This window comes from Jannaschia sp. R86511, assembly GCF_042466345.1.
GTDB lineage: Bacteria > Actinomycetota > Actinomycetes > Actinomycetales > JBBAYJ01 > Aquipuribacter.
Window position 1 is genome coordinate 2,467,649 of sequence record NZ_JAXHCD010000001.1, and the last position, 12,952, is coordinate 2,480,600.

Below are 12,952 nucleotides of genomic sequence, written 5' to 3' on the forward strand. Positions count from 1 at the left end.
ATCATGCAGCAGGGCGACGTGCAGCACCTTCCCGGGGTCTTCGACGGGTACTCCGCCAAGCCCACCGCCGGCCCCGCCTGGGACGAGATGATCGCCCCCGACGGCAGCGTGCGTCCGCCTGCCCGCGCCGTCCACGGCGCCGTGGCCTCGATGTCGGTCGACGACCTGCGGGCCCGGTCTGACTCCCTGGCCGCGACGTTTCTGGACCGGGGGGTGACCTTCGACCTGGCGGGGGAGGAGCGTCCGTTCCCGATCGACGTCGTGCCGCGGGTCCTGGCGGCGCACGAGTGGGCCACGGTCGAGGCCGGGGTCCGGCAGCGGGTGCGGGTGCTCGAGCGGTTCCTGGCCGACGTGTACGGGCCGATGCGGGCCGTGGCCGACGGCGTCGTGCCCCGGTACGTCATCACCTCCAGCTCGCACTTCCACCGCGAGGCCGCCGGTATCGACCCCGCCAACGGCGTGCGCGTCCACGTGTCGGGCATCGACCTGGTCCGCGACGCGGCGGGCCGGTTCTGCGTCCTGGAGGACAACGTCCGCGTGCCCAGCGGCGTGTCCTACGTGCTGGAGAACCGCCGGGCCATGACCCAGGCCCTGCCGGACCTGTTCGCCTCGATGCGGGTCCGCCCGGTCTCCGACTACCCCGAGCGGCTGCTGGCGGCCCTGCAGATGGCCGCCCCGGCCGGCGTCGACGACCCGACCGTGGTCGTGCTGACCCCGGGCGTCTACAACAGCGCCTACTTCGAGCACGCCCTGCTGGCCCGCTCCATGGGCGTGGAGCTGGTCGAGGGCCGTGACCTGGTCTGCTCCGGCAACCGGGTGCGCATGCTCACCACCGAGGGCGAGCGCCGGGTCGACGTCATCTACCGGCGGGTCGACGACGACTTCCTCGACCCCGTCCAGTTCCGCAGCGACTCGATGCTGGGCTGCGCCGGCCTGCTCAACGCCGCGCGGGCCGGCAGCGTGACCATCGCCAACGCCGTGGGCAACGGCGTGGCCGACGACAAGCTCGTCTACACCTACATGCCCGACCTGACCCGCTACTACCTGGGCGAGGACCCGGTCCTGGCCAACGTCGACACCTGGCGCTGCGAGGAGCCCGACCACCTGGCCGAGGTGCTCGACCGCCTCGACGAGCTCGTCGTCAAGCCGGTCGACGGCTCCGGTGGCAAGGGCATCGTCATCGGTCCGCAGGCCTCGGCCCCCCAGCTGGACGCGCTGCGGGAGCGGCTGCGGGCGGACCCCCGCGGCTGGATCGCCCAGCCGGTCGTCGCGCTGTCGACCGTGCCGACCCTGGTGGGCGAGGAGCTCGCCCCGCGTCACGTGGACCTGCGCCCGTTCGCGGTGCACGACGGCGAGGACGTCTGGGTGCTGCCGGGCGGGCTGACCCGGGTCGCGCTGCAGGAGTCGACGCTGGTGGTCAACTCCAGCCAGGGCGGCGGGTCCAAGGACACCTGGGTGCTGTCGGACCGCGCCGAGCGCGACACGACCGAGCTGGGCCGCCTCGGCGGCACCACCGAGCTGGAGATCGTGCGCTCGTCCCCGCCGGACGCGGGACCGGCCGGCGACGGCGACAACCGCCAGCAGGAGCAGCAGCAGCAGCAGACACCCACTATCGGGAGGCCGTCGTGCTGAGCCGGATCGCCGAGTCCCTGTTCTGGATCGGCCGCTACGTCGAGCGCGCCGACGACACCGCCCGCATCGTGGACGCCCAGGTCCAGCGCATCCTCGAGGACCCCTGGCTGGACGAGGCCGAGGCCTGCGGGTCGCTGATGGCCGTCATGGGCACGCCGACCGACCGGGTCGCGGGCCCCCTCAACCGCCGCGTGCTGCTGGACACGCTCGCCTACGACCCCGTCGCCCCGAGCTCCATCGCCGGGTCGCTGGCCGCGGCGCGCGAGAACGCCCGGCGGGCCCGCGAGGTCGTGTCCAGCGAGATGTGGGAGGTCCTCAACACCACCTACTACGCGATCCCGACCCGGGTCCGGGCCGCCTCGGCCCACCGGTTCGCGGGGTGGGTGCGGGAACGTGCCGCCGTGGTGACCGGCATCGCCGACTCCACGATGAGCCGTGACGCGGGCTACCAGTTCCTGGTGCTCGGGCGCAGCCTCGAGCGGGCCGACATGACCGCCCGCCTGCTGGCCACGACGGTCCTCGAGGCCGGCCCCACCTGGCAGACGATCCTGCACAGCTGCGGCGCGTACGAGGCGTTCCTGCGGACCTACCGGGGCGGTCGTTCCGGCGGGCGCTCGGACACCCAGGCGGCGGAGTTCCTGCTGCTGGACCGGCTGTTCCCGCGCTCGGTCGTCAACGCCCTGGCCACGGCCGAACGGTGCCTGGAGGACCTCGACCCCGACGCGGGCCGGGTCGGGTACGCCGACGACGCCCGCCGCACCCTGGCCTGGACCCGCGGGCAGCTGGAGTTCCGCAGCCCGGCCGAGCTGCTGGAGGACCTGCCGGTCGAGATGGAGCGGGTGCAGCAGGCCGTGTCCCGCGTCTCGGACGCGGTCAGCCGCCGGTACTTCCCGATGGGGGCCGGCGTCGAGTGGGTACCGGAGGCGATGTGAGCGACCAGACGCAGGGCCAGTCCCAGTCCCAGTTTCAGGGCCAGTCCCAGGGCATGGCGACGTCGCGCAGCGGTCGGTCGGTCAACCGGCTGCGCATCGTGCACACCACGAGCATCGAGTACGACCGGCCCGTCCGGACGTCCTACAACGAGCTGCGGATGACGCCCGCGACGCTGCCCGGCCAGACGGCGCTCGAGGCGCGGATGGAGGTGTCCCCGCGGGCGTCGGCCTTCCGGTACCGCGACTACTGGGGCAGCGAGGTCGTCGCCTTCGACACCCAGGTCCCGCACACCCGCCTCGACGTGGTGGCCAACAGCCTGGTCGAGGTCGAGCAGGCCGACGACGCCGTCCCCGCCGGCCTGACCTGGCAGGAGCTGGCCGACGACCAGGTCCGCGACGACCACGTGGAGTGGCTCGGGCCGCGCCCGGTCACCCGGCTCGGGCCGGACCTGGTCCAGGCCAGCCGCGAGGTCGCCGGCGGGCTGGAGCCGCACCAGGCGGCGCTGGCCGTGAGCGCCTGGGTCGGCGAGCACATGCAGTACGTGTCCGGCGTCACCGGGGTCAAGACCTCCGCGGAGGAGGCGTGGGCCGAGGGCCGGGGTGTCTGCCAGGACTTCGTCCACATCGCCCTGGGGGCGCTGCGGGGCCTGGGCATCCCCGCCCGGTACGTGTCGGGCTACCTGCACCCGGACCCCGGCGCCGAGGTGGGCCGCACGGTCACGGGGCAGAGCCACGCCTGGCTGGAGTGGTGGGTGGGACGGTGGTTCCCCTTCGACCCGACCAACGGCCGCACGGCCGGGCTGGACCACGTCGTGGTCGCCCACGGTCGGGACTACGGAGACGTGTCGCCGTTCCGGGGGGTCGTGTCGGGCGGGGCCGGGTCGCGGATGGACGTCCGGGTCGAGCTGACCCGCCAGCGGTAGCCGGCGCACCGGCCGGGGCCGCGGACGTGGGAAACTGCCACTGCCCCACGTCCCCCACGAGGTAGGTCGAGTGCCCCCGATTCCCGCGTCCCCGCTCCCGGTCGCCGCGACCCCGCCGTCGCAGCTGCGCAACTTCTGCATCATCGCGCACATCGACCACGGCAAGTCCACGCTGGCCGACCGCATGCTCCAGCTGACCGGTGTCGTCGAGGCCCGGCAGGCCCGGGCCCAGTACCTGGACCGGATGGACATCGAGCGCGAGCGCGGCATCACCATCAAGAGCCAGGCCGTTCGCATGCCGTGGCAGGTGGGTGACGACGTGGTCGCGCTCAACATGATCGACACGCCCGGCCACGTCGACTTCTCCTACGAGGTCTCGCGGTCCCTGGCGGCCTGCGAGGGCGCCGTGCTGCTGGTGGACGCCGCGCAGGGCATCGAGGCGCAGACCCTGGCCAACCTCTACATGGCCATGGAGAACGACCTCGAGATCATCCCGGTGCTCAACAAGATCGACCTGCCGGCGGCCCAGCCCGAGAAGTACGCCGCCGAGCTGGCCAAGCTCGTGGGCTGCGAGCCGGAGGAGGTGCTGCGGACCTCCGGCAAGACCGGCATGGGCGTGCAGGAGCTGCTGGACAGCATCGTCAAGCGGGTCCCGGCCCCGGTCGGCGACCCCGACGCACCGGCCCGCGCCATGATCTTCGACTCCGTCTACGACACCTACCGCGGGGTCGTCACCTACGTCCGGGTCATCGACGGCCGGCTCAGCCCGCGCGAGAAGATCCAGATGATGTCCACCCGGGCGGTGCACGACCTGCTCGAGATCGGCGTCATCTCGCCCGAGCCGCTGCCGGGCCAGGGGCTGGGGGTCGGCGAGGTCGGCTACCTGATCACCGGGGTCAAGGACGTCCGCCAGTCCAAGGTGGGCGACACCGTCACCAGCGCCGCCAAGGGCGCCACCGAGGCCCTGGGCGGCTACACCGACCCCAAGCCCATGGTGTTCTCGGGCCTGTTCCCGATCGACGGCTCCGACTACCCGGACCTGCGCGACGCCCTGGACAAGCTCAAGCTCAACGACGCGGCCCTGGTCTACGAGCCCGAGACGTCCGCGGCGCTCGGCTTCGGCTTCCGGATCGGGTTCCTCGGCCTGCTGCACCTGGAGATCGTCGCCGAGCGGCTCAGCCGCGAGTTCGACCTCGACCTCATCTCGACCGCCCCCAGCGTCATCTACACCGTGACCATGGAGGACGGCAGCCAGCAGGTCGTCATGAACCCCTCGGAGTTCCCGCACGGCAAGGTCAAGGAGATCGTCGAGCCGGTCATCAAGGCCACGATCATCACCCCGAGCGAGTACATCGGGACGATCATGGAGCTGGCGCAGTCGCGGCGGGGCACGCTCGAGGGCATGGACTACCTGTCCGAGGAGCGCGTCGAGATCCGGTACACCCTGCCGCTGGCCGAGATCGTGTTCGACTTCTTCGACGCGCTCAAGTCCCGCACCCGCGGCTACGCCTCGCTGGACTACGACCTGGCCGGGGAGCAGGCCGCGGACCTGGTCAAGGTCGACGTGCTGCTGCAGGGCGAGGTCGTCGACGCGTTCAGCGCCATCGTCCACCGCGACAAGGCCTACGCCTACGGCGTCAAGATGACCGAGCGGCTCAAGGAGCTCATCCCGCGCCAGCAGTTCGAGGTGCCGATCCAGGCCGCCATCGGCAGCCGGATCATCGCCCGGGAGTCCATCCGCGCCATCCGCAAGGACGTCCTGGCCAAGTGCTACGGCGGCGACATCTCCCGCAAGCGCAAGCTGTTGGAGAAGCAGAAGGAGGGCAAGAAGCGGATGAAGATGGTCGGCCGCGTCGAGGTCCCCCAGGAGGCGTTCATCGCCGCGCTGTCCTCCGAGGTCGGCGACAAGGCCAAGGCCGAGGCCAAGAAGTGACGCCCGGTCCCACCGGGACCGTCGAGGCCGTCAGCGTCACCTGGGCGGTCAAGGCGGACCTGCCCACCGACACCACGGGCATCGACAAGCGCGAGGTGCCCGTCGTGACGCTGACCCCCGCGGGAGTCGAGGGGGACCGGGTCCAGGACACCCGACACCACGGCGGCCGGGACAAGGCGGTGTACGCCTACGCCGGCGAGGACGCCGACCACTGGGCGGCCGAGCTGGGCCGGGACGTCCCGCCGGGCTGGTTCGGCGACAACCTGCGGCTGCGGGGCGTGGCGGTGTCCGAGGCGCTCATCGGTGAGCGGTGGCGCTTGGGCGACGACGTCCTGGTCGAGGTGACCCAGCCTCGCGTGCCGTGCATGACCTTCCAGCGGCACGTCGACGAGCCCCGCTGGGTCAAGCGGTTCGCCCAGGCCAACCGGGTCGGCGCCTACCTGAGGGTGCTCCAGCCCGGCCAGGTCCGGGCCGGCGACGCCGTCCGCGTCATGCACCGCCCGGCGCACGGCGTCAGCGCCGCCCGCTGGTTCGGCGAGCAGGACCCGGCCGACGCCCGACGGCTGCTGGACGCCCAGGAGCGCGACGGCCTGGAGCTGGCCCCGTCGCTGCTCGCGTACGTCGAGCGCGCGCTGACGCGGGCCTGACGTGCCGGGTCCGGCTCCGGAGGGCACGGCGACGGTGCCCGTCGACGGCTCCCTGCCCCCGCAGGTCCGCGACGGCGCGGCCGGGCGTCGGCTCGGCGTCTACGTCCACGTCCCGTTCTGCCGGGTGCGCTGCGGCTACTGCGACTTCACCACCTACACCGCCGAGGAGCTCGGCCCGCAGGCCGGCGCCAGCCGCGCCGGCTACCCCCGAGGCGTCGCCGACGAGCTGGCCCTGGCCGCCCGCGTCCTGGGCGACGCGGACCTGCCCGAGCGGGCCGTGTCCACCGTCTTCCTCGGCGGCGGCACCCCGACGCTGCTGCCGGCCACGGACGTCCTGGCCCTGGTGGGCTCCGTCCGCGACACGTTCGGCCTGGCCGACGACGCGGAGGTGACCACCGAGGCCAACCCCGACTCCGTCGACCGGGACTACCTGCTCGCCCTGGCCGAGGGCGGCGTCACCCGGGTGTCCTTCGGGGTGCAGTCGGCCGTGCCGCACGTGCTGGCCACCCTCGACCGCACCCACGACCCCGAGCGGGTGCCGCAGGTGGTGGCCTGGGCCCGCGAGGCCGGGCTCGGCGTCAGCGTCGACCTGATCTACGGCACACCGGGGGAGACCCTGGCCGACTGGCGCACCAGCCTGGACGCGGCCGTCGCGATGGCCCCCGACCACGTCTCGGCCTACGCCCTGGTCGTCGAGCCCGGCACCCGGCTGGCCGGCCGGGTCCGACGCGGCCAGGTCCCCTCGCCGGACGACGACGACCTGGCCGACAAGTACGAGCTGGCCGAGGACGTCCTGACGGCGGCAGGCTACGGCTGGTACGAGGTGAGCAACTGGGCGCGCGAGCCGTCCCACGCCTGCCGGCACAACCTGGGCTACTGGCGCGGGGACGACTGGTGGGGCGTCGGCCCCGGGGCCCACAGCCACGTCGGCGGGGTCCGCTGGTGGAACGTCCGGCACCCCGCGGCCTGGGCCGACGCCGTGCACGCCGGTCGCAGCCCCGCGCAGGGCCGCGAGGTGCTCGACGGGCCGACCCGGGCGCTGGAGGACGTGCTGCTGCGCAGCCGGCTGGCCGAGGGGATCGACCTGGCCACGCTGGCGCCGGCCACCCGCGCGCAGGTGCAGCGGCTGGTGGCGGACGGGCTGCTGGACGACGCAGCCGCCCGCGCGGGCCGGGTGGTCCCGACGCTGCGCGGACGGCTGCTGGCCGACGTGGTGGCGCGCGCCCTCACGGGGTGAGGTCGCGGCGCCCTCCCGACGTCACTTCACCAGGCGGATGGCGAACGGGTAGCGGTAGTTCTCGTGGCGGTTGGCCGCCAGGCCGGCGAGGATGCCGAAGACGATCTGGACCACCCACACGACGAACGGCAGGAAGAACAGGATCCCCAGGCTGACCGCGGTCAGGATGCTGGCCGCGATGGCCGCGATGACGATGGTGATCTGGAAGTTGAGCGCCTCGGCGCCCTGCTCCTTGAGGTACTGCGAGCGGTCCTTGTAGATCAGGTAGACGACGAGACCGGCGATGAAGCCGATCACGATGCCGCCCAGGTGGCCGAGCATGCCCCAGAGCTTCTCGTCCGCCTGGCTGACCGGGGCCTGCTGGTAGGCGCCGGGCTGGGGGGCGCCGGGCGGCGGGTAGGCGCCGGGCTGCTGGTAGCCGCCGGGCTGGCCGGGCTGCTGGTAACCGCCGGGCTGGTCGTACGACCCGGGCTGCGCGGGCTGGCTGTAGCCGCCCGGCTGGCTGTACGGGCCGGGCTGGGCGGGACCCGGCTCACCGGCCGGCTGACCGGACGGCGGCTGGTCGGGGTCTGCGGGGGTGTTCGGGTCAGTCATGTCTGGGTCCTTCGCAGAGGGACAGGGCGGGACGAACCTACTGGTAGCGGGGCCGGACCGGGTCGGTTCCGGGCGTCACGGACCCCGCGTGTCCGGGTCGAGGACCCCGTGACTGGCCGGCCGTCACCCCCGACCGGTCCTCAGCGGACGAACCGGATGGTCAGCGGGTAGCGGTACCACTGGCCGCGGGAGGACGCGATCGCCGCCAGGACGGTGAACACCGCCCCGACGACGACGAGGGCCCCGCCCGCTACGGCCCACAGCGGGACCAGCACGCCGAGCGTCACCACGCTGAGCAGCCCGCCCACCACGGTGACCCCCAGCCCGTACACCAGCAGCGACAGCTGGAAGCTCAGGGCCTCCGCGGTGTGGTGCCGGACGAACGGGCCGCGGTCCTTGAGGACGAGGAACAGGACCAGCGGCGCCAGGAACGGCAGCGCCACGAAGCTGCCCGCGATCCAGGACAGGTGCGTGACGGTCGACCAGGTGGTCTCGTCGGACGGGGTCATGGGCGCGGGGCCGGCACCACCGGGGTACGGCTGCCCGTAGGCGGGTGCGCCTCGCTCCGGGGCGGGACCCAGGGCCTCGGGTCCGGTGCTCGTCGGGCCGGTGGGGTAGGGCTGCTGCGTCATGCCCCGACGGTAGGCCCGCCCGAGGTCGCGGGTCAGTGGTGCTGCCTGCAGGATCGGGGATCGGGAGGGCCCGAGCGACGGGCCCCGGCGACCCGCCGGTGACGGCGGGGGTGGACGAGGAGGAACCAGATGGCACGTGTCGCGGTGACCGGTGGCAGCGGCAAGCTCGGACGCCACGTGGTGGCGGACCTCGTCCGGCACGGGCACGACGTGGTGGTGCTGGACCGGGTCGTCCCGGACGACCTGCCGCACGGGGGCGGCTCGGCCGTGGCGGTGCGGGTGGACCTGTCGGACCCGGGGCAGGTGCTCGGCGCGATGGCCGGCGTCGAGGAGCGCCACAGCGGCCTGGACGCCGTGGTCCACCTGGCCGCCGTGCCCGCGCCCGGTCTGACCACCAACTCCGCCACGTTCACCAACAACGTGCCCACCACGTGGGGGGTGTTCGAGGCGGCCCGGGTGCTGTCGGTGCCCCGGGTGGTGTGGGCGAGCAGCGAGACCGTGCTGGGCCTGCCGTTCCAGACCCCGCCGCCGTACGCCCCGGTCGACGAGGCCTACACCCCCCGCCCGGAGTCCACCTACTCCCTGGGCAAGACCCTGGAGGAGGAGATGGCCCGGCAGTTCGCCCGCTGGACCGGCACCACGTTCGTCGGGTTGCGCTTCTCCAACGTCATGGACGTGGCCGACTACGCCGGGTTCGAGGCCTTCCAGGACGACCCGTCGCTGCGCCGCTGGAACCTGTGGGGCTACATCGACGGCCGCGACGGCGCCCAGGCGGCCCGTCGGGCCCTGACCGCCGAGGTCAATGGCGCGGAGGTCTGCATCGTGGCCAACGCGGACACCGTCATGCGGCGGTCCTCGGTCGACCTCATGGCCGCCGAGTTCCCCGGGGTCGAGGTCCGGGGCGACCTGGGGGAGCACGGGACCCTGCTGTCCATCGACCGGGCCCGTGACCTGCTGGGCTACGTCCCGGAGCACTCCTGGCGCGAGCACGTCTGACCCGGTTCCCGGACCCGGCACCGCCCGGTCGGGGGCGGGCCCGGGCGGCCGGACGGACCGTCGGCGGCTAGGATTGGCAGTCGGACCCCGACAGTGCCAACGCCCCCGGGAGGTGACTCCGTGGCCGACGACCGCCGCCTGGAGGTCCTCCGCGCCATCGTGGAGGACTTCGTCACGACCAGGGAGCCCGTGGGCTCCAAGTCGCTGGTGGAGCGTCACGCGCTGGGCGTGAGCCCGGCCACCATCCGCAACGACATGGCGGTGCTGGAGGAGCAGGGCTACATCGCCCAGCCCCACACCAGCGCCGGCCGGATCCCCACCGACAAGGGGTACCGGATGTTCGTCGACCGGTTGAGCGAGGTCCGGCCGATGACCCCGCCGGAGCGCCGCGCCATCCGCGCGTTCCTCGACGGCGCGGTGGGCCTGGACGACGTCGTCGACCGCACGGTGCGCCTGCTCAGCCAGATCACCCGGCAGACCGCGGTGGTCCAGTACCCCTCGCTGTCGCGGGCCACCGTCCGCCACGTCGACCTCGTGCCGCTGCCGCCCGAGCGGGTGCTGCTGGTCCTCATCGTCTCCACCGGACGGGTCGAGCAGCGCCTGGTCGACGCGCCGGGCCACGACGGCGGCACGCTCGAGGAGCTCCGCAACCGCGTCAACGGGGCCGTCGTCGGGCGCCGGCTGGACCTGGCCGCCACCTCGGTGCGGGCCGTCCTCGACCACCCGCCGTACGCCGGCACCGACGGTGCGGCGGCGACCGCGGTCGCGGTCGTGGGTGCCCTGGCCGACCTGCTCGCCGAGGAGCGCGAGGATCGCATCGTCGTGGCCGGCACCAGCCACCTGGTCCGCCGCGGCACCGAGTTCCCCGGCGAGCTGTCCAGCGTCCTGGAGGCGCTGGAGGAGCAGGTCGTCCTGCTGCGGCTGATGCACGACATGGCCGAGGAGCACCCCGACATCGCGGTCCGGATCGGTCGCGAGACCGCGCACGAGAGCCTGGCCCAGACCGCGGTCGTGACCAGCGGCTACGGCAGCGGCGACGTCATCGCCCGGCTCGGCGTCCTGGGTCCGACGCGCATGGACTACCCCACCACGATCGCCGCCGTGCGGGCAGTCGCCCGCTACGCCTCGCGGGCTCTCGAGCAGTGAGCCCGGCACCCCAGACGACGGAAGGCACCGCCCCCTGTGACTGACCACTACGAGACCCTCGGGGTCTCCCGGGACGCATCCCCCGAGGACATCAAGAAGGCCTACCGCCGCCTAGCCCGCACCCTGCACCCCGACGTCAACAGCGGCGACGGGGCCGAGGAGCGCTTCAAGGAGGTCTCCCGCGCCTACGACGTGCTGAGCAGCCCCGAGAAGCGGTCGGCCTACGACGCCGGGGGCGACTCCGGCTTCGGCGGGCAGGGCGCCGGGTTCGGGTTCTCGGACATCTTCGAGACCTTCTTCGGCGGTGCCGGCGGCGGGGGCGGCGCCCGCGGGCCCGCCTCGCGCCAGCGCCGTGGCCAGGACGCCCTGGTCCGGCTGGAGATCGACCTGGAGGAGGCCGTCTTCGGCGGCACCCGGGAGATCCGGGTGGAGAGCGCCGAGGTCTGCACCCGCTGCCAGGGCACCTGCTGCGAGCCCGGGACCTCGCCCGAGACCTGCGACGTCTGCGCCGGCCGCGGTCAGGTCCAGCGCGTGGCCCGGTCGTTCCTCGGTCAGGTGATGACCACGAGCGCCTGCCCCCGCTGCGGCGGCTACGGCACCGTGCTGCCCGCCCCCTGCCACGAGTGCTCCGGCGAGGGCAGGGTCCGCACCCGCCGCACCCTGACCATCAAGGTGCCGCCGGGCGTCGACACCGGCACCCGGATCCAGCTGTCCGGCCAGGGCGAGGTCGGCCCCGGTGGTGGCCCCGCCGGCGACCTGTACGTCGAGGTCCAGGAGCGTCGCCACCCGCGGCTGCGGCGCGAGGGCGACGACCTGCACACCGTCCTCGAGGTCCCCATGACGGCCGCGGCCCTCGGCGCGACCATGAGCGTCCCCACCCTGGACGGCGACCGCGACGTCGAGCTGCAGCCCGGCACCCAGCACGGCCAGACCCTGACCCTCGGCGGGCTGGGCGCGGCTCACCTGCGCTCGCCCGGCCGGGGTGACCTGCACGTCCACGTGGACGTGCAGGTGCCCACCCGCCTGGACGAGGAGCAGCGGGACCTGCTGCAGCGGCTCGCCGTGGCCCGGGGCGAGCAGCACCCGACCGGACGCACCACCAACGGCAGCCCGCAGGGCCTGTTCGGCCGGCTCAAGGACCGCATCGTCAACGGCTGACGCCCGTCGGACGGCCCCTGGGGCCGTCGGGCCGCGCCGGCTGGCACGATCACGCCCGTGCGAGCCGTGGTGGTCGAGCAGTTCGAGCAGGAGCCGACGGTCCAGGTGGTCCCCGACCCCGACCCGCCGCCCGGCGGGGTGGTGGTCGCGGTCGAGGTCACGGGGTTGTGCCGCAGCGACTGGCACGCCTGGGCCGGCCACGACCCGGACGTCGTCCTGCCCCACGTGCCCGGCCACGAGCTGGCCGGGACCGTCGTCGCCCTGGGGACGGGGGTCGGGACGGTCCGGGTCGGGCAGCGGGTGACGACCCCGTTCGTCATGGCCTGCGGCACGTGCGACCCCTGCCGGGCCGGTCAGCAGCAGGTGTGCCTGCGCCAGCAGCAGCCCGGCTTCACCCGGTGGGGATCCTTCGCGGAGCAGGTGGTCGTCGAGCACGCCGCGGTCAACCTGGTCCCGCTGCCCGACGAGGTGGGCAGCGACGTCGCCGCGCTGCTGGGCTGCCGCTTCGCCACCGCATTCCGGGCCGTCCACGCCGTGGGCCGGTTGCGGGCGGGGGAGCGGGTCGCCGTGCACGGCTGCGGCGGGGTGGGGCTCTCGGCCGTCATGGTGGCCGTCGCGGCCGGGGCGCGGGTGGTGGCCGTCGACCCGTCCCCCGTGGCGCGGGAGCTCGCCCGGTCGATGGGCGCGGAGGTGGCGGTCGACCCCGGGGCGGACCCGTGGCAGCAGGTGGCCGAGCAGGTCAGGGACGCCAGCGGCGGCGGCGTCCACCTGTCCCTGGACGCCCTGGGCAGCGAGGCGACCTGCGCCGCCTCGCTGGCAGGGCTGCGGGTGCGGGGCCGTCACGTGCAGGTGGGCCTGCTGCCGTCGGTGCTGGGGGCCCCGCGGGTGCCGCTGCACCTGGTGGTGGGCGGTGAGCTGGAGCTGCTCGGCAGCCACGGCATGGCCGCCCACGACTACCCGCAGCTGCTGTCGTTGGTGACGGCAGGACTACTGCGTCCCGAGCGGCTGGTCACCCGCACCATCGGCCTCGACGAGGCGGGTGCCGCGCTGGCGGCGATGGGTGATGCGGCGGGGTCGGGTGTGACGCTCGTCCGGCCCTGAACGACGGGGACCTGGTCCCTC

The 12,952-nt window shown here is 73.9% G+C and carries 12 protein-coding genes; 10 read left to right on the top strand and 2 right to left on the bottom strand.

Translation table 11 applies throughout. From position 1 onward, the window contains the following. Nucleotides 1–3: 3 nt before the first annotated feature. The 6 genes from SJY06_RS11575 (at nucleotide 4) to hemW (ending at nucleotide 7,304) form a co-directional block, all read left to right on the top strand. Nucleotides 4–1,632: a circularly permuted type 2 ATP-grasp protein gene (locus tag SJY06_RS11575; protein WP_380167685.1), complete on the top strand. Its 1,629-nt coding sequence runs from the start codon at nucleotides 4–6 to the stop codon at nucleotides 1,630–1,632. After that, entirely contained in the window at nucleotides 1,626–2,564 is a 939-nt protein-coding gene (locus SJY06_RS11580) for an alpha-E domain-containing protein (RefSeq protein WP_380167686.1), read from the top strand. The genes SJY06_RS11575 and SJY06_RS11580 overlap by 7 nt, the downstream gene beginning before the upstream one ends. Beyond that, nucleotides 2,561–3,487 carry a transglutaminase domain-containing protein gene (locus tag SJY06_RS11585; RefSeq protein WP_380167687.1) on the top strand — a complete coding sequence of 309 codons (927 nt, stop codon included), beginning with the start codon at nucleotides 2,561–2,563 and terminating at the stop codon, nucleotides 3,485–3,487. Before SJY06_RS11580 ends, SJY06_RS11585 begins: the two co-directional genes overlap by 4 nt. A 79-nt stretch (nucleotides 3,488–3,566) precedes the next feature. Continuing rightward, entirely contained in the window at nucleotides 3,567–5,420 is a 1,854-nt protein-coding gene (gene lepA / locus SJY06_RS11590; protein WP_380169704.1) for a translation elongation factor 4, read from the top strand. Beyond that, nucleotides 5,417–6,067: an MOSC domain-containing protein gene (locus SJY06_RS11595; protein ID WP_380167688.1), complete on the top strand. Its 651-nt coding sequence runs from the start codon at nucleotides 5,417–5,419 to the stop codon at nucleotides 6,065–6,067. Before lepA ends, SJY06_RS11595 begins: the two co-directional genes overlap by 4 nt. A 1-nt stretch (nucleotide 6,068) precedes the next feature. Continuing rightward, entirely contained in the window at nucleotides 6,069–7,304 is a 1,236-nt protein-coding gene (hemW, locus tag SJY06_RS11600) for a radical SAM family heme chaperone HemW (RefSeq protein ID WP_380167689.1), read from the top strand. Between the two features lie 21 nt (nucleotides 7,305–7,325). Here the strand turns inward: hemW and SJY06_RS11605 are convergent, their stop codons facing one another. Together SJY06_RS11605 and SJY06_RS11610 are read right to left on the bottom strand one after the other, a co-directional pair. Further along, nucleotides 7,326–7,898, bottom strand: a complete 573-nt coding sequence (locus tag SJY06_RS11605; RefSeq protein WP_380167690.1) for a DUF4870 domain-containing protein — start codon at nucleotides 7,896–7,898, stop codon at nucleotides 7,326–7,328. 140 nt (nucleotides 7,899–8,038) lie between these two features. Continuing rightward, complete coding sequence (locus tag SJY06_RS11610; RefSeq protein ID WP_380167691.1) at nucleotides 8,039–8,530, bottom strand: DUF4870 domain-containing protein; 492 nt, start codon at nucleotides 8,528–8,530, stop codon at nucleotides 8,039–8,041. Between the two features lie 129 nt (nucleotides 8,531–8,659). On the opposite strand from SJY06_RS11610, the gene SJY06_RS11615 reads away from it, so the two are divergent. The 4 genes from SJY06_RS11615 to SJY06_RS11630 all read left to right on the top strand — a co-directional run bounded on the left by SJY06_RS11615 (nucleotide 8,660) and on the right by SJY06_RS11630 (nucleotide 12,931). After that, a complete protein-coding gene (locus SJY06_RS11615; RefSeq protein ID WP_380167692.1) occupies nucleotides 8,660–9,526 on the top strand; it encodes an NAD-dependent epimerase/dehydratase family protein in 867 nt (288 codons plus the stop codon). 120 nt (nucleotides 9,527–9,646) lie between these two features. Then, on the top strand, nucleotides 9,647–10,672 hold the full coding sequence (gene hrcA, locus SJY06_RS11620; RefSeq protein WP_380167693.1) for a heat-inducible transcriptional repressor HrcA: 1,026 nt from the start codon (nucleotides 9,647–9,649) through the stop codon (nucleotides 10,670–10,672). Between the two features lie 36 nt (nucleotides 10,673–10,708). Next, nucleotides 10,709–11,830 (top strand): molecular chaperone DnaJ, encoded by a 1,122-nt coding sequence (dnaJ, locus tag SJY06_RS11625; protein WP_380167694.1) that lies wholly within the window; start codon nucleotides 10,709–10,711, stop codon nucleotides 11,828–11,830. Between the two features lie 57 nt (nucleotides 11,831–11,887). Further along, nucleotides 11,888–12,931 (top strand): alcohol dehydrogenase catalytic domain-containing protein, encoded by a 1,044-nt coding sequence (locus tag SJY06_RS11630; RefSeq protein WP_380167695.1) that lies wholly within the window; start codon nucleotides 11,888–11,890, stop codon nucleotides 12,929–12,931. Nucleotides 12,932–12,952: the final 21 nt, after the last annotated feature.

What these genes read in the sequence shown, in the direction of transcription:
- SJY06_RS11575 (WP_380167685.1), top strand. Translation starts at nt 4, where the DNA reads ATGCAGCAGGGCGACGTGCAGCACCTTCCCGGGGTCTTCGACGGGTAC.
- SJY06_RS11605 (WP_380167690.1), bottom strand. Translation starts at nt 7,898, where the DNA reads ATGACTGACCCGAACACCCCCGCAGACCCCGACCAGCCGCCGTCCGGT.
- SJY06_RS11610 (WP_380167691.1), bottom strand. Translation starts at nt 8,530, where the DNA reads ATGACGCAGCAGCCCTACCCCACCGGCCCGACGAGCACCGGACCCGAG.
- SJY06_RS11615 (WP_380167692.1), top strand. Translation starts at nt 8,660, where the DNA reads ATGGCACGTGTCGCGGTGACCGGTGGCAGCGGCAAGCTCGGACGCCAC.